21 protein-coding genes are annotated in these 20,505 nt (G+C 57.1%); 11 read left to right on the plus strand and 10 right to left on the minus strand.

Going from position 1 to position 20,505, the window contains the following annotated elements; genetic code table 11:
* Positions 1–9 precede the first annotated feature (9 nt).
* The 3 genes from GS636_RS14645 to GS636_RS14655 all read left to right on the plus strand — a co-directional run bounded on the left by GS636_RS14645 (position 10) and on the right by GS636_RS14655 (position 3,438).
* A complete protein-coding gene (locus tag GS636_RS14645; protein ID WP_171670168.1) occupies positions 10–1,227 on the plus strand; it encodes a phenylacetate--CoA ligase family protein in 1,218 nt (405 codons plus the stop codon).
* A gap of 122 nt (positions 1,228–1,349) precedes the next feature.
* A complete protein-coding gene (locus tag GS636_RS14650) occupies positions 1,350–3,014 on the plus strand; it encodes an iron ABC transporter permease (RefSeq protein ID WP_171670170.1) in 1,665 nt (554 codons plus the stop codon).
* A 73-nt stretch (positions 3,015–3,087) separates the two neighbouring features.
* Positions 3,088–3,438, plus strand: a complete 351-nt coding sequence (locus GS636_RS14655; RefSeq protein ID WP_171092942.1) for a DUF2794 domain-containing protein — start codon at positions 3,088–3,090, stop codon at positions 3,436–3,438.
* Here the strand turns inward: GS636_RS14655 and GS636_RS14660 are convergent.
* The 3 genes from GS636_RS14660 to GS636_RS14670 all read right to left on the minus strand — a co-directional run bounded on the left by GS636_RS14660 (position 3,435) and on the right by GS636_RS14670 (position 6,004).
* Positions 3,435–4,172: a C40 family peptidase gene (locus GS636_RS14660; RefSeq protein ID WP_171670172.1), complete on the minus strand. Its 738-nt coding sequence runs from the start codon at positions 4,170–4,172 to the stop codon at positions 3,435–3,437. The two genes, GS636_RS14655 and GS636_RS14660, sit on opposite strands and share 4 nt — an antisense overlap.
* A complete protein-coding gene (locus GS636_RS14665) occupies positions 4,169–5,551 on the minus strand; it encodes a M17 family metallopeptidase (protein ID WP_171670174.1) in 1,383 nt (460 codons plus the stop codon). The genes GS636_RS14660 and GS636_RS14665 overlap by 4 nt, the downstream gene beginning before the upstream one ends.
* 63 nt (positions 5,552–5,614) lie before the next feature.
* A complete protein-coding gene (locus GS636_RS14670; protein ID WP_171670177.1) occupies positions 5,615–6,004 on the minus strand; it encodes a hypothetical protein in 390 nt (129 codons plus the stop codon).
* Positions 6,005–6,148: 144 nt separating this feature from the next.
* Here GS636_RS14670 and GS636_RS14675 point away from each other — a divergent pair, with 144 nt between their 5' ends.
* Both GS636_RS14675 and GS636_RS14680 read left to right on the plus strand, forming a co-directional pair.
* The gene (locus tag GS636_RS14675) at positions 6,149–6,799 is read left to right on the plus strand and encodes a carbonic anhydrase (protein ID WP_171092950.1); all 651 of its coding nucleotides are present in this window, start codon (positions 6,149–6,151) and stop codon (positions 6,797–6,799) included.
* Between the two features lie 99 nt (positions 6,800–6,898).
* Positions 6,899–7,435 (plus strand): SRPBCC family protein, encoded by a 537-nt coding sequence (locus tag GS636_RS14680; protein ID WP_171184561.1) that lies wholly within the window; start codon positions 6,899–6,901, stop codon positions 7,433–7,435.
* Positions 7,436–7,476: 41 nt separating this feature from the next.
* Here GS636_RS14680 and GS636_RS14685 read toward each other — a convergent pair whose 3' ends face one another.
* The gene (locus GS636_RS14685; RefSeq protein ID WP_171184560.1) at positions 7,477–8,394 is read right to left on the minus strand and encodes an endonuclease/exonuclease/phosphatase family protein; all 918 of its coding nucleotides are present in this window, start codon (positions 8,392–8,394) and stop codon (positions 7,477–7,479) included.
* Positions 8,395–8,851: 457 nt separating this feature from the next.
* On the opposite strand from GS636_RS14685, the gene GS636_RS14690 reads away from it, so the two are divergent.
* The 3 genes from GS636_RS14690 to GS636_RS14700 all read left to right on the plus strand — a co-directional run bounded on the left by GS636_RS14690 (position 8,852) and on the right by GS636_RS14700 (position 10,609).
* A complete protein-coding gene (locus GS636_RS14690; protein WP_171670179.1) occupies positions 8,852–9,205 on the plus strand; it encodes a hypothetical protein in 354 nt (117 codons plus the stop codon).
* A 123-nt stretch (positions 9,206–9,328) separates the two neighbouring features.
* Complete coding sequence (locus tag GS636_RS14695; protein ID WP_253746717.1) at positions 9,329–9,982, plus strand: HupE/UreJ family protein; 654 nt, start codon at positions 9,329–9,331, stop codon at positions 9,980–9,982.
* Between the two features lie 12 nt (positions 9,983–9,994).
* Positions 9,995–10,609, plus strand: a complete 615-nt coding sequence (locus GS636_RS14700; RefSeq protein ID WP_171184554.1) for a transmembrane anchor protein — start codon at positions 9,995–9,997, stop codon at positions 10,607–10,609.
* Between the two features lie 269 nt (positions 10,610–10,878).
* On the opposite strand, the gene GS636_RS14705 is transcribed toward GS636_RS14700, so the two are convergent.
* The 3 genes from GS636_RS14705 to GS636_RS14715 form a co-directional block, all read right to left on the minus strand.
* Positions 10,879–11,901 carry an aspartate-semialdehyde dehydrogenase gene (locus GS636_RS14705; RefSeq protein WP_171670182.1) on the minus strand — a complete coding sequence of 341 codons (1,023 nt, stop codon included), beginning with the start codon at positions 11,899–11,901 and terminating at the stop codon, positions 10,879–10,881.
* 103 nt (positions 11,902–12,004) lie between these two features.
* Positions 12,005–13,036, minus strand: coding sequence for a glycosyltransferase family 4 protein (locus GS636_RS14710; RefSeq protein WP_171670185.1), 1,032 nt, complete (start codon positions 13,034–13,036; stop codon positions 12,005–12,007).
* 21 nt (positions 13,037–13,057) lie between these two features.
* On the minus strand, positions 13,058–14,230 hold the full coding sequence (locus GS636_RS14715; RefSeq protein ID WP_171670187.1) for an MFS transporter: 1,173 nt from the start codon (positions 14,228–14,230) through the stop codon (positions 13,058–13,060).
* Between the two features lie 139 nt (positions 14,231–14,369).
* Between GS636_RS14715 and GS636_RS14720 the strand changes: the two genes are divergently transcribed.
* Positions 14,370–15,512, plus strand: a complete 1,143-nt coding sequence (locus GS636_RS14720) for a DUF3095 domain-containing protein (protein ID WP_171670190.1) — start codon at positions 14,370–14,372, stop codon at positions 15,510–15,512.
* A 4-nt stretch (positions 15,513–15,516) separates the two neighbouring features.
* Here GS636_RS14720 and GS636_RS14725 read toward each other — a convergent pair whose 3' ends face one another.
* On the minus strand, positions 15,517–16,287 hold the full coding sequence (locus GS636_RS14725; protein WP_171670192.1) for an HpcH/HpaI aldolase/citrate lyase family protein: 771 nt from the start codon (positions 16,285–16,287) through the stop codon (positions 15,517–15,519).
* A gap of 54 nt (positions 16,288–16,341) precedes the next feature.
* On the opposite strand from GS636_RS14725, the gene hpaR reads away from it, so the two are divergent.
* On the plus strand, positions 16,342–16,941 hold the full coding sequence (gene hpaR / locus GS636_RS14730) for a homoprotocatechuate degradation operon regulator HpaR (RefSeq protein ID WP_371808731.1): 600 nt from the start codon (positions 16,342–16,344) through the stop codon (positions 16,939–16,941).
* Between the two features lie 580 nt (positions 16,942–17,521).
* Positions 17,522–18,220, plus strand: a complete 699-nt coding sequence (locus tag GS636_RS14735) for a fumarylacetoacetate hydrolase family protein (RefSeq protein ID WP_171670194.1) — start codon at positions 17,522–17,524, stop codon at positions 18,218–18,220.
* 3 nt (positions 18,221–18,223) lie between these two features.
* Here GS636_RS14735 and GS636_RS14740 read toward each other — a convergent pair whose 3' ends face one another.
* Both GS636_RS14740 and GS636_RS14745 read right to left on the minus strand, forming a co-directional pair.
* The gene (locus tag GS636_RS14740) at positions 18,224–19,393 is read right to left on the minus strand and encodes a winged helix-turn-helix domain-containing protein (RefSeq protein ID WP_253762810.1); all 1,170 of its coding nucleotides are present in this window, start codon (positions 19,391–19,393) and stop codon (positions 18,224–18,226) included.
* A 47-nt stretch (positions 19,394–19,440) separates the two neighbouring features.
* A complete protein-coding gene (locus GS636_RS14745) occupies positions 19,441–20,466 on the minus strand; it encodes a LacI family DNA-binding transcriptional regulator (RefSeq protein WP_171092978.1) in 1,026 nt (341 codons plus the stop codon).
* Between the last annotated feature and the right edge of the window lie 39 nt (positions 20,467–20,505).

The following is a 20,505-nucleotide window of genomic DNA, read 5'->3' on the forward strand; positions in this document are numbered from 1 at the left end:
GATATTGCGATGACCTATTTCGATTCACTCGAAACTCGTTCGGCAGACCAACGCGCCTCTGATCAGGCGGAAGCGCTTGTCGAACAGATCAAGCGCGTGTCATCCGCGCCCGGGTTCGCGGCGCATCTGACGGATTCAGACACTAATAAAGTGGTTTCGACCGAAGATTTGCCGCTTTTACCGGTGTTGCGAAAGTCGGACCTGACCCGCGCGCAAGCCGAACGTCCCCCGTTTGGAGGGTTCACGGTGAAACCGGCACGGCATTTTCATCATGTATTTCAGTCGCCGGGCCCAATTTATGAACCGGGCAGCACGGATCACGACTGGTGGCGTATGGGGCGGTTCCTGAATGCTGCGGGTGTAGGCGCCGGTGATATTGTGCAGAACTGTTTTGGCTATCACCTGACTCCGGCGGGCATGATCTTTGAAAACGGTGCACGTGCGGTTGGCGCAGCCGTTTTGCCTGCGGGCACCGGACAGACGGAATTGCAGGTGACAGCGGCGCGGGATGTCGGTTGTACGGCCTATGCAGGAACGCCGGACTATCTGAAAGTCATTCTGGACAAAGCCGATGAGATGGGCGTTTCGCTGAACTTCTCGAAAGCCGCTGTTGGCGGCGGGGCGCTGTTTCCGTCATTGCGTCAGGAATATGCTGATCGCGGGATTACGTGCCTGCAATGTTATGCGACGGCGGATCTTGGTAACATCGCCTACGAAAGCGCAGCAATGGATGGGATGATCATCGACGAACATGTGATCGTAGAGATTGTCACCCCCGGAACTGGTATTCCGGTCGCCCCGGGTGAAGTGGGTGAGGTTGTTGTGACCTCTTTGAACCCTGATTACCCACTCATCCGTTTTGCGACTGGCGACCTATCTGCCGTTATGCCGGGTGTTTCGCCTTGCGGCCGCACCAACACGAGGATCAAGGGCTGGATGGGCCGCGCGGACCAGACCACCAAGATCAAGGGTATGTTCGTGCGCCCGGAACAGGTGGCGGCACTGGTCGACAAACATGACGAGATTGTCAAAGCCCGCGTCATCGCGATGCGTCAAGGCGAGATGGACACGATGACCGTACAAATCGAAAGCGCAGGCGGGGATAACCCGGCCTATGCCAAGTCGGTGGCCGAAGTGCTGAAGCTGAAAGGCGCGATCGAGGTTGTAGCCCCCGGCTCACTTCCCAAAGACGGTTTGGTCATCGAGGATCAACGGGTCTACGAATAGCTGCAAAAAACACGTCTGCGGCGTTAAATGCCGCAGATTTGTTGCCGGGTGCACTGGTGTTTCCGAGCTTTTTGGTCGATTAAAGGCGAACCCTTCGCCTTTGCCAGTCACAAGCCGGGATGATGGCCCAGATCGAATACTCACAAAACGGATCGCGCAATCGTGGCGTACGCGGAACCCGCCTGCTGGCTGGGATCGCTTACCTCGTGGCGGCGGCTTGCCTGCTGCCCATGGTTGCGGTGGTGCTGGCAGCGGTGACGGGTGGGACCGATACGATCTCGCACCTGATGCAAACCGTTCTGCCGAGTTATACGGTGACCACCCTGATCCTTGTGGTGCTTGTCGCAACAGGTACGTTCTGCATCGGCACCGGCGCGGCCTGGCTGGTGACGATGACCCGATTTCCGGGTGTGCGGTTTCTTGAGATTGCCCTGGTTCTACCACTGGCTTTCCCGGCCTATGTTCTGGCTTATGCCTACACGTTCATTCTGGACCATCCGGGGATCGTACAAAGCACATTGCGGGATGTAACGGGCTGGGGTCCGCGCGACTACTGGTTCCCGGAAATACGCTCGACCGAAGGGGCAGCGGTGATGCTGATCCTTGTGCTGTACCCCTATGTCTATCTGCTGGCGCGTGCCGCGTTTCTGCAGCAAAGCGCAACGGCGTTTTTGGCGGCCCGGGCGCTGGGGAACAACCCGTGGCTGGCGTTTCGGCGCGTTTCGTTGCCAATGGCACGGCCGGCGATTGCGGGCGGCGTTCTGTTGGCGGTGATGGAGACCATCGCGGATTTTGGCACCGTTTCGTATTTCGGCGTGCAGACCTTTGCGACCGGTATCTACACCAGTTGGTTTTCCATGGCGGACCGCGCGGCGGCGGCGCAATTGGCGCTGTGCCTTCTGGTCTTTGCCTTGATCATGGCTGTGGCTGAACGCACCCAACGCGGAAAGGCGAAGTATTATCAGGCAGGAAAACAACATGTTGCGCAACCGGCAGCCGATCTGACGGGCCTGCGCGCCTTTGGGGCCTTTCTGCTGTGTGCGATACCGGTTCTGTTCGGGTTCTTGCTGCCTGTGATCATTCTGGTCGAGATGGGGCTGGAATCGGAACAAAACCTGCTGTCGCGGCGCTATATCGGATTCATCCAGAACTCGCTGACTCTGGCCGGGACGGCAGCGGTCATCACTGTCTTTGCGGCGATCAGCATCGGGTTCTTCCAACGTCTAAGGCCCGGGCGGGCATCCTCTGCGACGGCTTATCTGGCGCGGTTGGGATATGCCGTGCCTGGGGGCGTGATTGCGGTGGGTCTGATCGTACCGTTCGCCGGGTTCGACAATGCGCTGGATGCCTGGATGCGCGAGACATTCGATGTATCCACCGGATTGCTGGTCACAGGTTCGATCTGGTTGCTTGTCGCTGCCTATATGGTGCGGTTCCTAGCAGCCGCGCTCAGCGCCTATGAGGGGGGTCAAAGCACGGTGCACGCCAATATGGACGCTGCTGCGCGGTCACTGGGTCAGTCACCGCTGGGGACCTTGCGGCGTGTTCATTTGCCTATTCTGACGCCTTCCCTTCTGACGGCGCTGTTGATCGTTTTTGTGGACGTGATGAAGGAATTGCCCGCCACGCTGATCATGCGGCCGTTCAACTTTGATACCTTGGCCGTGCAAGCCTACAGGTTGGCTTCGGATGAGCGGTTGGAGGGCGCGGCCGTGCCATCACTGGTCATTCTGGCCGTTGGTTTGTTGCCGGTGATCCTGATTTGCCGTCAGGTTGGTCGGCGGTAACACTTCTGTCTGAATTCTGGGGTCGTAACGCATCAGGCTTGATTCAAACGCGATTTCCGGCAAGGCTGGAGGTATGAATATGCAGCCTCCCAGCCGGTTCTCGGCAAGTGCAGCGCAGATGCCCGTCGCCTTTGACCGGCATGAGATGTCCCAAATCCTGTCCGTTTACGGCCGGATGGTCGCCGCCGGAGAATGGCGGGACTACGGTATCTCGAACTTGCGCGACATGGCAGTGTTCTCGATCTTCCGGCGCACTGCTGAACACCCGATCTATCGTGTAGAAAAACACCCGCGGCTAAGGTCCCGACAGGGGATGTATTCTGTGGTCGGCATGGACGGTCGCATCCTGAAGCGCGGCCACGATTTGCGTGCGGTTCTTCGGGTGTTGGAGCGTAAGCTGATCCGCGCAGTTAAGCCCGATTAGAGCCTTTTGTGGGCCGTGACCGGACCATCACCCTGCGCCTGAATACGCTCAATAGCCTGATCCATAGGTTCAAACACTACCGCCATATGGCTGGCGTTGGCGTGCAAAATCATATTGTCTCCGGATACCCAGGCCACATGACCTTTCCAGAACAACAAATCGCCCCTTTGCGCTGCTGACCCATCAGCGAGTGTTGTGCCCAAAGCAGTTTCCTGATCGCCGCTGTCGCCGGGACACGGCACGCCGCAGGCCAGCAGCGCTGCTTGGACAAGCCCGGAACAATCGATCCCAAATCGGCTGTTTCCGCCCCACAAATAGGGCGTCCCAAGGAACAACTCGGCCACTGCGACGGGGTCCTGCGAGGTCTCAGAGATTGGTGCGGTGTGTACCTTCGGAACAAAGCCCAACTCGATTTCCAGATACCGATCTGTTTCCGTCAAAACATGGATCTTGCTTCCGAAGCTGAGCGATACCAGATCGCGGCTTTTGAAGTCTGCGCTTTCATAGGAATGAGCCGCCGGGGCTTTAATCCAATGGGTGGCGGGAATATCATGGGTCAATTGATCTGTTTGCAGCCAGCCAGTGTACCCGTCTTTGTCGGCGATGACCCTGCTCCAGCCGTCCTTTTCATCTGCGACCTGAACCGTATCACCGAAAAGCACCTGCCTGTCGCGAGGCCCTTCAGGGTCGCGCAAAAGATCAACCACGGGCTTGGATATGCGCAGGCGAGTCATATGCCCAACATCTCGGGCAAAGCGTTCAGAATCGCGCGCGGCCCTTGACCCAGACCACCTTTGCTGCGCCCGGGTTCCTTGCTGGGCTGCCACGCGTAGATGTCGAAATGGATATAGCGGCGCGATCCCACGAACCTGCGTAGAAAAAGCGCAGCGGTGATCGAACCTGCGAACCCGCCCGAAGGCGCATTGTCCAGATCGGCGATGCCGGGTTCGATCATCGCCTCGTAAGGTGTGTGAAACGGCATACGCCAGACCGGATCGGCCGAAACAACTGCAGCGTTGAACAGAGCCAACGCACAGGTCTCGTCATCCGTATAGAACGGGGCCAAGTCGGGGCCCACGGCGACGCGCGCCGCGCCGGTCAGCGTGGCCATCGAGATCACCAGATCGGGCTCACCCTCATCCGCGAACGTCAGGGCATCGGCCAGAACCAAACGCCCTTCGGCGTCGGTGTTGTTGATCTCAACCGTCAGGCCCTTGCGTGAGGTCAGGATGTCACCTGGCCGGAAGGCGTTGCCCGCAACCGCGTTCTCGACAGCCGGGATCAGTACACGTAGCTGCACCGGCAGATTCAGCGCCATGATCATGCGCGCCAAACCAAGTACATTGGCAGCCCCGCCCATGTCTTTTTTCATCAGGCCCATCGAAGCGCCCGGTTTCAGGTTCAGCCCCCCTGTGTCAAAACACACGCCCTTGCCCACAAGCGTCAGTTTGGGGCCGCTGCTGCCCCAATTCAGTTCGATCAGCCGTGGGGCCTGTTCCGCGGCGCGCCCGACCGTGTGGATCATCGGGAAGTTCTGATCCAACAGCGCGTCACCCAGGGTAACGTTGCACGCAGCGCCAAATTCTCCGGCCAATGCCTCTGCCGCCTGTTGCAACTGCTCGGGTCCCATATCTGACGCCGGTGTATTGACCAGATCGCGCGTAAAAGCCTCGGCCTGCGCCATTGCTTCGATGCGCGCCGCATCCACCCCATCCGGTGCGACCAACGCCGCTGATCCGCCGGATTGTGAGGCATAGCGATCAAAGGCATAGCTAGACATCAGCCAGCCAAAACACTCAATCTCTAACCGATCCGAAGGGAGGCCAGACGCGATATGATAGACGCCTTCCGGCAGGGACAGGGCAGCAGCGGCCAGTGGGAACCGTTTGCGCGCGCGCTTTTCATCGGTTCCGTATCCGGCAAGCGCGACCTCTGCCGTGCCAGTTGCATCGGGCACCAGCAAAGTCTGACCCAGCGCCGCTGAAAACCCGTTTACTGCGACCCAGGATTGCATGTGCTGCGTCTGTTCGTGCAGCCACGCTTCAAGGTCCGGTTGGGCGATTACATGAAGCGGTATCGAGGTGTCGGAGGATGCGGCAAAGGACAGAGTCATATGTGTCTCAGCAGTTGATTTCTAAGCCCAGACTAGCCGCGCCTGATCCGCCTGCAACCCCTGTCAGACGGAAAGATCCTGTTGATCCCACACAGCCGTCAAAGAGCGTTCACCGACGCGGATCAGTCGCGCCAACGTTGCACCCGCTGCTACGGCATCACCGGCATCGACGGTTTGGGCCACATCAGCGGCTACACGCGCCAGCGCCGTCATCCCGACTTGCTCAGAGATTGCGACCAACGATTTGGCACATTTGCGAAGATCGGCCCAATCGCGATGCCGCCAGTGCCGTTCGCAGTTTGAAAGGCGTGCAGCCAGTTCTTCAACCGTGCGGCACAGCACGTCCAGCGCGTTCTTGTCCCCCAATTGGCGGTACAGTCCGTTGAGTTGATCCGGGTCCAGCCGGACGGATTCTTTGTGTTCAAGCGTTGTAATCTTATCCACCACATTCACCCTAGTTCTAACGCCCCCACGGCGTGGGACTGATATTGGAGGTAAATTCCTTTGCAAAACCTTGCGGGGAAATCGGATAATGGGTCGAATTTTCCTTGAATTCGGTTTAGAGCGTCCTAAAGCGAGAAGAACTGGGACATCATAATGGACTTTGCCAAGCCTTTGCCGACCTATCTGGTCAAGCGGTATCACGGGTGGAAAGCCACAACTTATTCCGAGAACCAGGTTTGGTACAAGCGGTTGGCAGAAGAGGGGCAACGCCCCCGCGCGATGGTGATTTCCTGCTGTGACAGCCGGGTTCATGTGACCTCGATGTTCGGGGCCGACCAGGGTGATTTCTTTATTCACCGAAATATCGCCAATCTGGTTCCACCCTACGCGCCTGATGGCGATCACCACGGCACCAGTGCCGCGATTGAATACGCCGTTACCGCGCTGAAGGTCGCGCATCTGATCGTGTTGGGCCATTCGCAATGTGGCGGCGTTCAGGGATGCATCGACATGTGCAAGGGCGAAGCGCCGCAACTGGAAGCCAAAGAAAGCTTTGTTGGCCGTTGGATGGACATCCTAAAACCAAAATACGGGCTGGTCGCGGACATCGAAGACCCGGTCGATCAAGCCAGGCAATTCGAACGCCAGGCGGTTGTGGCATCTTTGGAAAACCTGATGACCTTCCCGTTTATCTCTTCGGCGGTCGAAGAGGGCGCGCTGAGCCTGCATGGTTTGTGGACTGATATCGGCGCGGGTGGTCTGGAATGCTTTGATCCCCATCAAAAGAAGTTTGTCTCGGTCTGACACCAATCTGACATCGAAGAAACGAAACGCATTACGGTTCTGATTCAGAGCCGCAATCCTGTATGATATGTGCATGCGTTTCCAGTTTCGGAGATTGAGATGAAAGTTTTTTTACGCATTCTGGCGGGATTGGGCCTGCTTGTTGTTGCGCTGATCGCGGTGTCGTATCTGTTGCCCGGCAAGGCCGAAGTGTCCCGCAGCATCACCATCGATGCGCCAGCCGAGGCGATTTTTCCCTACGTGAATTCCATGCAAGAGACGGAACAATGGTCTCCTTGGCTGCACCGTGATCCTGACACCCAACTCACCTATTCCGGACCCGACAGTGGGGTCGGAAACACTCTGAACTGGGCCTCGGACCATCCACAGGTTGGTACTGGTTCGCAGGTGATCGTCGAAAGTACTGAGAATCAGCAGGTCCTAACGGAACTGGATTTCGGTCCGATGGGGACAGCCTCGGCGTTCTTCCTGTTGGAACCGGATGGAGGGGCGACATTGGTGACCTGGGGCTTTGAATCTAATTTGGGTCTTAATCCGATGTCCAGATGGATGGGGTTGATGATGGATAATTGGGTGGGCGGCGACTACCAGCGCGGCTTGACCAATTTGAAAACGCTGGTCGAAAACAACAGTTGATCACGCGCATTAAACTTGCCCTGAACAGCGGTGTTTAGACACTATTCAATGCGAAATCGGGCAAGTTTCCCAAGATGATCCGATCCCATGAACGGGCGCAGTTCGACAGTTCCGGTTGTGCCTTTGGGAAACAGCAGGTTGTCTATCGGTAACGGCACCTTCCAACTGCCGAGGTTATGCGTGTTCAGCGCAGTTCCGAAACTTTGATTGTCTGCCGCCGCCGCAATCCTTTGGACGCTGGCCCCCCAAGGCACCATATTGAAATCCCCCGCGATCAGGACAGGTCCGTCCAGATCCGCGATGCGATCCGCGATAACCTGGCTTTGTTGTGCCTGATCGTATGGAAACGGCCATTTCAGGTGCACCGAAACGATCCAAACCGCAGTCTCATCGGGTGCCTCGACCTGTACGCCGACCAATCCACTGCCCTTAAGGCAAAACTCTGAGTTTTCGACGATAGGCAGTGTCGTCAGGATGGCAACGCTCTGCTCGGGGCGAAAGCTGCATACGGCCTTGGATGGATAGTGTTCGAAGAGGTTGTTCATGTATTTTTGGTTGTGACTGGATACTTCCTGCAATGTCACGATCTGGGCGTTGGAGGCGATGATATCGTCCGCCAAAGGATAGCGAGGCCAAGCCCTGCTCATCAGATTCTTTTGGTACAGCGTCAGGCAGGTTCCATTGCATTCCGCAGAGGGTGCAGCATAGCTGGCGGCAATGGAGCCGAGAGCCATCACAGCAACAGCCAAGGTTGTCAGAGCCATGTATCTTGCGCGCAAGTAGAGCAGCAACACGGCACAAGGCAAAAGTAAAACCCCCGCCTGCGGACGCAACAGGGCAACCGAGTCCCCCACCGCAAAAATCTGTCCGGTAAAGCCAACAACGACAAGCGCCATCAGAATACACGCGCATCCGACGGTCAGAGTTCTGCCAATTCTGCGTTTGGTCGAAACCTGCATGCTTGCCTCAGCCACCTTGCGCGGGACACTGCCTGTGGGGTGTTGGGTTACTTCTGCCGCAGTCAAGGTTCTGTATTTAGGTGGCAAGCGCGCCTGTTTTTGTCAACTGGTTGGGGGAACCTGCCGCGTTCGGGGCCGGTCTTTGAAAACGTTTCGTTAGAAGAGCCGACGAGTATGGTTGATGAGTCAGTAGGTGCTGAGTGAGAGGAATGGGAGGTTGGATGTGGAACTGTATTGAGGGGCGAGGTCCGTTTGGAGCCGATCGTGACCGATGCTGCAAGAGGAACGAAAGGCAGCTATGCGGAGTTATCGCTTCGGGTGCCGTAGCAGGCCCAAGGCAGCCCAATCTATACGATGGTCTGTTGTCCGGAATTGACCACGTGGCGCACACTACGGTAGAAGTTAACAAAATCATGGCGGCCGCATAAAGGCTGCGATCACCGGGCAGACAGATGTGATGAAACAGGCTTACGAGCACATTCAGAGAGTTGGCTTGGCTGCCCTCTGTCTCGCGTTGGTCGTTTGGTCTGTAACGCCATCATTCTCTCATGCACCGGTGATATTTGAGACGATCCAAGACCATCTGGAAATGGTTGAAGATCATGGCCATTCACATGGCTTCGAAGAAGACCTATTCTGGGCGATGCACGGCCATAGCCACGATGTGGCGGATCATGACCACAATCAGGCGTTTCTTACCAGCGGCCCCGGCATCGCACCTGAATTGCACCTAGGCGAGGCCTGGCGACGGCTGGCTTCCGCCAACGGCCCCACCCGTCAGTTCCGAATAGACCGACCTCCGCGCGCTTGATCGGCTCTGCGCGGCTCTCGCGCACCACTGATCAATCCAACTACTATGCGGAGTTAATCCATGAGAACCTTCATTGAAGGCGTTAGGCGCAGTTCTAAGCGTCTCGCGTTCTTCGTCCTATCCATGTTGTTGCTATCGACAAGCGCAGCATTGGCGCATGATGTTACGCCCGGCGATGCTGGCTACATCCAAGAAATCTGGGGCGTGCACATCATCCCCTTCATGTATCTCGGGGCCAAACACATGGTGACGGGCTACGACCATATCCTGTTCCTCCTCGGCGTCGTCTTCTTCCTCCATCGGTCGAAAGACGTTGCAGTCTACGTGAGCCTCTTTGCCGTGGGGCATTCCATCACGATGCTTGCAGGCGTCTGGTTTGGCTGGGGCATCAGTTCATACATTGTCGATGCCATCATCGGGCTGTCGGTAGTCTACAAGGCGCTCGACAACCTCGGGGCCTATCAGCGGTGGTTCGGTTTCCAGCCTAATACCAAGGCGGCGACTTTCATCTTTGGCCTGTTTCACGGCACTGGCTTGGCCACGAAGATATTGGACTATCAGATCGCACCTGACGGGCTTCTGCCCAACCTTCTAGCGTTCAATGTTGGCGTTGAGATCGGTCAACTGCTGGCACTCGCAGCCATCCTCATCGTCATGGGGTACTGGCGAAAGAGCGCCAAGTTCTTCGAACAAGCCTACACCGTCAATGTCGTCATGATGACCATCGGCTTTGTGCTGATGGGGTACCAACTCACTGGCTACTTCGTGGCCGCATAAGGAACAGCACAGATGTTTAATGCAAAAAAACCGAGCCTCGAAGAGTTGCCAAGCTCAGCCCAACTCCTTCGGTCCACCATCATCGCGGCTGTTAGCGCCGTGGCAATACTGGTCGCTGTTGTGCTGCCTGCGGAATACGGGATCGATCCAACGGGTGCAGGCCGCGTGCTTGGCCTGACTGAGATGGGTGAAATCAAGCAGGAACTGGCGGATGAAGCCGAACAAGACCAACAGCTTCATGGGCCTGACCAGTCGTCCAGCCTGCTAGGCGACATCTTTGGTCTGTTTGTTGGAACAGCGCACGCTCAAGAAGCGTGGCGGGACACAATCACATTCACGCTTGAACCGGGTGAGTTCACCGAGATCAAGGCAACCATGGAAGAGGGGGCGACACTTTTCTACGCGTGGGTGGCAGATGGTGGTCGGATCAACTTCGATCTCCATGCACATGCGGGCGACCAAAACGTGACCTACGAGAAAGGGCGTGGTCAAACGGAAGGCGAGGGCAGTTTTGAAACCCCCTTCGCCGGTGATCACGGCTGGTTCTGGCGCAATAGGGACGATGATCCAGTTACAATCACGCTCAACCTGAATGGCGCTTACTCGGACATTGTTCGAAGCGAGTGATATCGCAAGCCGCGCATCAAAAAAGTGGTGCGCGGCATCAATGCGGTCATTCGCTGCTTTGCTGTCCACGGCCGTTTGGTCCGCATCGCTGCCATCCGTCGCACTATGAACCGCAAGTCCGGTGAATGTCCGCCTAGTGGCCTAAATAGCTTGCCACAAAAAACGTAGGCGCAGCTAAAGCCAGTTTCGGTTTGCAATCTGGGCTTACAGAAACAAAAACCCGCTGATCAAACAGCGGGTTTTTTTTGGTCTTTGACAGGATTGAACCGTCAACCCTTTTTCAGAACCTCACGGCCCAGCAGTTCAGCGATCTGGACAGCGTTCAGGGCGGCACCCTTACGCAGGTTGTCCGAGACACACCACAGGTTGATGCCGTTTTCCACGGTCGAATCCTGACGGATACGGCTAATGAATGTGGCGAAGTCGCCCGCGCATTCGATGGGCGAGACGTAGCCACCGGCCTCGCGCTTGTCGATCACCATGATGCCCGGTGCCTCGCGCAGGATGTCGCGGGCTTCGTCTTCGTCCAGGAATTCTTCGAACTCGATATTTACGGCCTCGGAATGGCCGACAAAGACCGGAACGCGGACACAGGTGGCTGTGACTTTGATCGAGGGATCGACGATCTTCTTGGTCTCGACCACCATCTTCCACTCTTCCTTGGTCGAGCCGTCTTCCATGAAGACGTCGATTTGGGGGATGACGTTGAACGCGATCTGCTTCTGGAACTTCTTCGGCTCAACCTCGGTGGTTGGGTTGTAGATGGCTTTGGTCTGATCCCAAAGCTCATCCATGCCTTCTTTACCGGCGCCCGACACCGACTGATAGGTCGAGACAACCACGCGCTTGATTTTGGCGCGGTCATGCAGCGGTTTCAGCGCGACAACCATCTGCGCGGTCGAGCAGTTGGGGTTGGCAATGATGTTCTTGTTTTTATAGTCGTGGATCGCCTCGGGGTTACATTCCGGTACGATCAGCGGAATGTCCGGGTCATAGCGATAAAGCGACGAGTTATCGATCACCACGCAGCCCGCAGCCGCAGCCTTGGGGGCATAGGCCTTGGTCGCGTCCGAGCCGATGGCGAACAGCGCCATGTCCCAGCCGGTGAAGTCGAACGTGTCGATGTCCTGGGTCGTCAGTGTCTTGTCGCCAAAGCTCACCTCTGTGCCCAAGGAACGACGGCTTGCCAGAGCGGCAAGTTCATCGACCGGGAACTGGCGTTCCGCCAGGATGTTCAGCATTTCGCGGCCCACGTTACCCGTGGCGCCGGCGACAACGACGCGATAGCCCATTTCATGTCTCCAAAGTTAAGGACGCGCGTTCATAGCTGCGTTGCGGCGAAGAAAAAAGGGCTTTTGGTGTGGAATCGAACGTTTGACGTCGAATTGAAGCGCATCAGGCGTTCAGAAGTCGCTGGTAGAGCGCAACCAACGTCTCTGCTTCACCGTGAATATCGAAATTCTGTTCGATATGGGCGCGGGCGGCCTGACTGGCCTTCGACAGGGAATCACGGTTTTCCAGCATCTCCGCCGCTGCATCGGCCAGCGCTGGAATGTCGTCGGGGGCTACGACCCGGCCCAGCGAGGGGTCGGTCACGATCTCGGAAAACGCGCCAACATCGGTGGCCACAACCGGTACGCCGCAGGCCATGGCTTCAAGGGGGGTAAGCCCGAACCCCTCCCACCGCTGCGGCGCGATGAACAGGTCCAGAACCTGATACCATTCGGCAATCTGATCTACCGTGACCTCAGGCATGAACAGGATGCGATCAGACAAGCCCGCTTTTGCAACCTTGTCTTTCAGCTCGGCTAGAAATGCGGTGTGCTTTTCGGTGGCCCGGCCCATAACGATGCCCGACACGTCGTCGAACCGCCCACACAGATCGATCATCGCGTCGACAAAGGCATCTGTACCTTTTTGGTGCCGGATGCGGCCGTAGCATCCCAACAGCAGCCCGTCCGGCAGCCCCAGTTTCGTCCGAACGGCGGCCTTGTCCTGTGGGGGCGTAAAGTCCTCAAGGTTGATGCCATGCATGACAACCTGTGCGTCGCGTTCAAGATACCCGGCGGTTTTTTGCGATGTCGCTACAATCGCGTCCATCTTGCCGATCAGCCATTTGGTATATCCCGTGTGGGGGCGTTGGGATGCGCTGGTGAACAGCAGTTTGAGTTTCAGGCGGAATACGTTCCGCAGGATCAGGCCCAGAAGCATCTCGGTGTTGCGGCGGGCGTGCCAAACGCGTGTTGGACGGCGTGACAGAAAGGGCAGGCGACCCAGCGGGATATGCGGGATGTCGGCGGGCAGGCCCGGGCCCGTGGCGGCGATTTTGATGGAGTGTGCCTGCAGCGGAACCAGCCTTGCGATGGTTGCGGTCACGCCCGAAAGCCTGCGTTTCAGATTTGGGGCTATGACGACGGGGTCTTTCACCGGGCTCTCCTGATGGCTGCTTCAGTCGACACTATCCCGGCTGAATAGATAGATCACGCAACCAATGGCAAGCGATATGGCAAAAAACCCGAATATCGCGGTGTAAGGCGCAGTTGACCCAGTCTGAACGGTGGCTGCATGAATCCGGCCGGTGACGAACTGGGCGACGCCCACACCGCCGATCCCGAACAAGTTCAGAAGAGTTACGCCGCGGCCGACCAGATGCGGCGGAACGAAAGCCCGCCCATGGGCCATGATGACCGGAAAGCTGGCCCCGGCAAAGCCGATGACGGCCAGCAGCAGCACAGACAGCCAGATTGCGTTGTCAATCCACAGGCACAGCAAGGTCAGCGCCACTGCCCCCAGCGCATTGCCTGCAAAAATTACCCATTTTCGAGTGCCAAATACGCGATCCAACGGCCCGTAGACAAATGTACCAGCAATCATTGCGGCCCCCATGATCAGGGTCGCGGTGCCGATTTGCGTTGTGCTTAAACCGAAGACATCGTTCAGATATGGCCCGGCCCAAAGACCACGCAAAGCGGCAGAGGGTGCGTATGCGACCAACATCAGCGGCAGGATCAGCCAAAGCGTGGGTTCTTTCAACAGGTCCAGCAAAGACCCCTTGTGATCCGTTTCCGCCTTCTCTGGGTCGTGTACGGTCAGCCAAATACCAACCGCAATAGCAGCGGACATACCGGCCAGACCCACCATTGTGGCACGCCACCCCATCCACTCTACAGCAAGGGCCGTCGGGTATGATGCTACAAGATTACCGACCGACCCCACCCCCAGCATCACAGCAGCCAGAGTGGCAAACCGAGCAGGAGGGTATTCACGTGCGAAGATGAAATATGAGGCCATAAGAACAGGAGAGCACCCAACTCCGATCAGCCCCATGGCAATGCTGATGTGCAGTGGCGATGAAGCAGCCGCAAAAACTCCGGCACCTCCTGCGCCACCAATCAACAGCAGTGCCGCTGCGGTCAGCCGTGGGCCAACCCGATCCAGCGCCCAGCCGACCGGGATTTGCATCGCGGCAAAAATCAGAAACCAAAGGCCCGAGGCAAATGCCAGATCTTCAGGCGTTGCGCCGATGTCCCGTTCCAGATCGAGGCTGAGAACAGCCAGAAACGCGCGGAAAAATTGGCTGAGCACATAGCCCAGGCATAAAACCACCAAACCTGCCTGCATAACCTGCCCCTTTTTGCGCACTTTAGGCAAAGGCTTGGCATGCCATGACGCAACGCACAAGCGTGTGTAGTATGTTTCAGGTACGGGACTTGGACCAACGTCCACCTAGTTTTTGCTCAACATTGATTTGAGGGGGACCATGAAAGACCTCCATTCTGAGTTTTATGAAAACCTTCCCCTATTGCGGGATTTTACCTTAGTTGCGGATCCGGCACGGTTTTCGGCTGTACCGGACGATTGGGTATTGGGTGTTGCAGATATCGTCGATTCAACCGGTGAAATCGCGCGGGGCCGGTACAAAACGGTTAACACGGTCGGGGCCGCCGTGATTTCAGCGATGATCAACGCCATGGGCGGCAAGCTGTTTCCTTATGTCTTTGGTGGTGACGGCGCTGGTTTCGCCGTGCCACCCAGTCAGGTCGACGCGGCACGCAATGCTTTGGCCGCGTTGCGACGCTGGGCGGAGGAAGAGTTTTCCATGCCGCTGCGCGCAGCATTGGTATCGGTGGCAGATATCCGAGCCGCCGACCGAGACTTGCGTGTTGCCCGCTATGCGCCATCAACCGGTGTAGATTACGCAATGTTTTCAGGTGGCGGTCTGGCCTGGGCCGAGGCTGAGATGAAAGCAGGCCGCAATATGGTTGAGCGTGCCGAGCCGGGGGTACAGCCGGATTTGACTGGCCTGTCCTGCAGGTGGTCCAACAGTATGGCACGGCATGGTCAGATCGTCTCGCTGGTTGTGGAGCCCACGGCGTCGGCCACAGAACGTGACTTTGCCGATCTTGCCCAATCTGTGCTGTCCATGTCGGAGCAACTGGAGCGCGCGGGTCATCCTGTGCCCGAGAACGGCCCGCCCATGAAATGGCCGCCGCCAGGCTTAGAGATTGATGCCCATGTGTCGCGCAACGGACGAAATATTATGCTGCAAAAAATCGTTTTGCTGTTTCAGAATTTGCTTATTGCGATCTTGTTTAAATCGGGAAAACGCATGGGCCAGTTCGAGCCGGACCACTACAAGCACATGGTCAGTAGCAATGCGGACTTTCGCAAGTTTGACGACGGTTTGAAAATGACGCTGGATTGCGACCCGTCCACGCTGAAGCGTATCGAACAGATGCTGGAAGAGGCGCGGGCGCGTGGCAAGATCAAGTATGGGCTGCACGCACAAGACGAAGCGATGATGACATGCATTGTGCCCTCGGCCACGCGCGACGACCACATGCATTTTGTTGATGGCGCGTCCGGTGGGTACGCTCGGGCCGCTGCAGCCATGCGTGCCTGACAGCTCACTTTTCCTTCCACTGCTCCGACAGTGAACGGGCCGCCTGCGCCAGCAGCATCACGTCAATGCCAACGGCCAGGAACTGTGCCCCCATATCTTTATAGGCTTGCCGTGCTTCGTCATTGGTTGCAAGGATGCCCGGTGCTTTGCCGGCGGCCTTGATCTGCGCCAAAGCATCACTGATGACTTTGCGCATCTCGGGCGCAGCGCTGTTGCCCTGATACCCCATGTCGGTGGACAGGTCGGCGGGGCCGATGAACACACCATCCACGCCGTCAACTTGCAGAATGTCATCCAATGCGGCCAATCCGGCGCGGGTTTCAACCTGCAGCAACAAACAGATCTCTTGGTCTGCCGTCTGGATATAGTCCGAAACAGATCCGTACATCGTCGCGCGTGACGCCATCGCGCCTACGCCGCGTATACCGGTTGGAGGATAGCGACACGCACGAACCAGTTCACGGGCCTGTTCGGCGCTTTCGACGATCGGCACCAAAACGGTCTGCGCCCCGGCATCCAGAACCATCTTGATCAACCACGTCTCGCCGATTGGAATGCGGACCACTGGATGTGACGGGCTGGCCGCCAATGCCATCAGCTGATCCCGTATCGAGCGGATGTCATTTGGAGCGTGCTCTCCGTCAATCACCAACCAATCGAAGCCTGCGGTCCCCATGATCTCAGCTGTGACAGGTTCGGCAAAACTCATCCAGCATCCGATCTGGGGTTTTCCCTGATTTAGAGCCTTTTTAAACGCGTTTTCGGGGGCAGCCATTGGGTCTCTCTTTGTCACATATCCAAGGTTTTCAAAGGACTCCGGTTGGGCCCCTTGTGCATCTTCTCTGATGGTTTCGAATTGTCCAGCGAGAATGTGAAACTGTCAGGGGCGTTGTTGATTTTGACAGGTCCGTTTGTTGTCGTGACTGGGTTCGGCGTATTCACGGGAACGTGCGGTTTGCTTGCGAAAAAGCTGAAATTCGGCGATAATTTTAACATGACCGAAGATCTGCCTCTGACGTCGCGATCTTTGCCCATTGCGCTTTTGCGGGCGCGGGAAAAGGTTATGGGACCCATCCGTGCCATGCTGGCTGACGCTGGTGTCACCGAACAGCAATGGCGTGTGTTGCGTGTCTTAAACGAAGAGGGTCCGCAGGAACCAACGCATCTGGCTGACCGCGCTTGCCTTTTGTTGCCCAGCCTCACGCGGATTTTGCAGAAACTTGAGCAGCGCGGATTGATCTCAAGGCGGTCCCATCCCGCAGATCGCCGTCGACAGATTGTTAAAATCAGCGCAAGCGGCGTTCAGGTCATTCGCGCCAATCTCTCTGTAAGTATCGCACAGGCGGAACGCATTCGATCTCAGCTTGGGGCTGAAAAGCATGAGCTTTTGCTCGACCTTCTGAACGACTTGAAGGATCTCGACCCCTGACCAAGGTCTACTCTAAGGAACTTTGTCAGGGACCCCGCCGGAGAATGTAGGGGGGGTTCTCCGACGGGGCGGCCAGACTCGGACTGGATATTATGTGCCTGGCCCGAGGCCGGTTGCGTCACGTGTAGCCTGACGGTCCGGCCTGCGCTTCGGAGTGTGTGCCGAGCCAAGAAAGGCTCTAATCAAGGCATTTTTCCCAAGGGGTGGGTGTATGCCTTTGCTCTCCGAAATAAGTGTTGCCAAATGCCGACTGATAAGTGGTTCCGAAATGGTGCCCAGGCAGGTCGGTTCGCCATAGAAGCAAGTTTGGACTTCGGGCGTTCGTTAGGTCGGCTTCACAACTTTCAAGTTAGGAGATAGTTCAACTTATGCCTGAGCCAAGTCGTATGTGTTCTTCCCCAGACGATGCCATAAAGGCGGAAGTGAACTGGCTTGGAAACGGGCATTGTGTTGGCCACCTGAATTGAGCGACTTCGCGCTGAAACATCGCAATAGCCTTGGCGAGTTCCGGCGTGTTTTTCTGTATTGTTGACCGGCCCGACGCTCGTAAGATGAAACAACGCAATTGTCAGAGAGCACCATGTCAAACAGCCTTTTTTCTCTTCCTGACCCGGTCAAAATTCCTGTTATTGGCAAAACGGCCGCGTATCCCGTTGGGCGCATATTCTGCGTTGGTCGAAATTATGCTGCCCACGCGGCTGAAATGGGAAACGAGGTCGATCGCGAAGCGCCGTTTTACTTCACCAAGTCAACCGCAAACGCAGTTTTGTCCGGGGCAAAGGTGGCGTACCCCGCGGGCACCGAGAATTATCACCACGAAATGGAACTGGCGTTGGCCATCGGGAAACCGGTGTTCCGCGCGAACAGTTCGCAAGCTTGGAACGCTGTATACGCTTATGGCTGCGCCCTCGATATGACCCGGCGTGACCTGCAGATACGAGAGCGGAACAAGCAGCGCCCCTGGGATCTGGGCAAAGATGTCGAAAACGGCGCTGTATTTGCTCCTCTAACACTGGCCGAAGATTGGTCTCCGGACGCGGACAAGCACATCCGGCTTCGTGTGAATGCTGAGATACGTCAGGATGCGACACTTGAGGAACTGATTTGGAAGATTGATGAAATCATCTGCCATCTGTCTGGCTTTTATCACCTGCGCCCCGGCGATCTGATCTTGACGGGCACGCCGGCCGGTGTTGGACCGGTTGTGGCAGGGGATGTACTGAACGGTGAGATCGACGGGCTCGCGCCGATCGAATTGACCCTGACGGATGCAGAATAGACCCTATTTAGGGTCTTTTAGCCAGTTGTTGGCAAACTCGACATGCGTCACACCCGCCAACCGGCGTACCCGGTCCAGTTCGGCGTTCAGGCGTCGGGTACGGGCGTCGGACCAGCGTAATCCGCGCTCGGGCCATAGGGCTTTGACGTGCAACATGTCGCAATCGCGATGCGCTTTCATGTCAATCCGGCCAACTAAACGGTTACCTTCCAGCAGTGGAAACACGTAGTAACCATAGCTGCGCTTGGGTTCCGGCACGAAGACCTCGATCCGATAGTGAAAGCCAAACAACCGTTCTGCGCGATTGCGGTCACGCAGCATTGGGTCAAACGGGCTGAGCACGCGGATGCGCCCGGTTGGCTGGGGCAGGTCCAAACTCTGGTCCGTCAGGTTTGGGCGGGCAAAGACCTTACGGTGCCGCCCATCAGCGCAGGTGATCTCGATCTCTTCTATATCGCCTTTGGTCAGCGCCCTTGCGCACCAGCTTTTGGCTTCTGCTGCGCTGACCGTGTCCCAGAATGCAGCCAACTCGCCTGATGTCGCAAATCCAAGCCGGTCAAGTGCCGCGTTGCACAGCCAATCCACAGTTGCTTCTGCATCGCAATGCATGTTTCCCGGACAAAGCTGGGTTTCAATAACCCGCTCTGTCAGGTCATAGCGTTTCTGAAACCCCTCGCGGCCAACAACTGTAAGCGCGCCAGACCGCCACAAAAACTCCAAGGCGGTTTTTGACGGATGCCAATCCCACCAACCGCCCGAGCCTTTCTTTTCGTCCTTGCCCACGTCCGAGGAAGACACCGGCCCATGGTCACGGATGTGCTTTAACACCTTTTCAAACTGCTGTTCGAACCCATCCCGTCGCCAGTTCTTCCACCGTGCCTTCAGCAAATCTGCGTCGCGCTGAAAACGTAGATGCCAGTGGGGGTAGAACTCCATCGGGATCACGGCCGCATCATGCGTCCAGTGTTCGAACAGCTCTTTTTCCCTTTCATAGAGCCTTTTCAGGTGCGCACCACGATAGCTGGGTCTGCGCGAGAAAAGGATCAGATCATGGGCGCGCGCAACCGTATTGATACTGTCAAGCTGCACAAAGCCTAGCCGCTGGATCAGATCCAGAAGCGCACCGCCCTTGGCCTCTCCCGATGGCTGTTCTGCCAGTGCGTGGCGATCCATGAAAACGGCCCGAGCCGTTCGGTTATCGAGCCGTTTGAGGGGTGCCGTCATCGCCGTTTGAGGGTGTCGCCAAAGCTGATCTTGGGGGTCAGTGTCGCGCGTGTTTCAATCTCAGAATCGGGGTCTTTCAGGCGTTCGGCGATGATTTGGGCGGCGTGACGACCAATCTCAAGCCGGCAGGCATCCATCGTTGCAAGCTTACGCGGCAATCCCTGCAACAACTCGACATTGTTAAATCCGGCCAAACCGATCTGTCCTGGGATGTCGATGCCTTGCTCCAGCAGGTACAACAAGCCACCCGCACCGATCATGTCATTGGAGTAATACAGAAAATCCAGATCGGGAGAACGTTCCAGCATCGCCTGTGTCATCTCGCGCCCCTTCGCAAGGGCCGACCCGCCGGAATAAAACTCGCGGTCTTCGATTTCGATCCCGTGCTTCCCCAATACCTCGGTGAAGCCTTCGAATCGCTTCCGGGCGCGGTGATCCAGAGGCATCTTGGTGCCCATGAAGCCGATATGCTGATACCCGGCCTTGAGGATCGCCTGCGCCATCTCGCGCCCGGCGCGACGGTGGGAGATGCCGACCATCGCATCCACTGGCTTGCCGTCGGTATCCATGATCTCGACAACAGGAATGCCCGCTGAATCCAGCATGGCGCGTGCGGCTTCAGTATGTTCCAGCCCTGCAATGATCACGCCGGAAGGCCGCCACGAGAGCATCTCGTACAGCACCTTTTCTTCTTTTTCGGGCAGGTAGTCGGTCACGCCCACAACAGGCTGCAATTCGGTGTCTTCCAGCACCTGATTGATACCTGTCAGAACCTCAGGAAAAACCATGTTCGACAGCGACGGGATAATGACCGCGACCAGATTGACCCGGCTGGACGCCAGAGCACCCGCGATCTTGTTGGGCACATAGCCAAGCTCTTTTGCGGCGGCCAGAACGCGGGTGCGGGTGGCGTCTGACACGTCCCCCCGGTTCCGAAGCACCCGGCTTACCGTCATCTCGGATACTCCAGAAGCCTCGGACACATCGCGAAGGGTAAGCGGGCGTTTGGATTCACTGTTCACGGGAGGCACCTGTGTTGTTGTTTTGCCCGATGGTAGCGT

It is taken from the genome of Ruegeria sp. HKCCD4884, assembly GCF_013110855.1.
GTDB lineage: Bacteria > Pseudomonadota > Alphaproteobacteria > Rhodobacterales > Rhodobacteraceae > Ruegeria.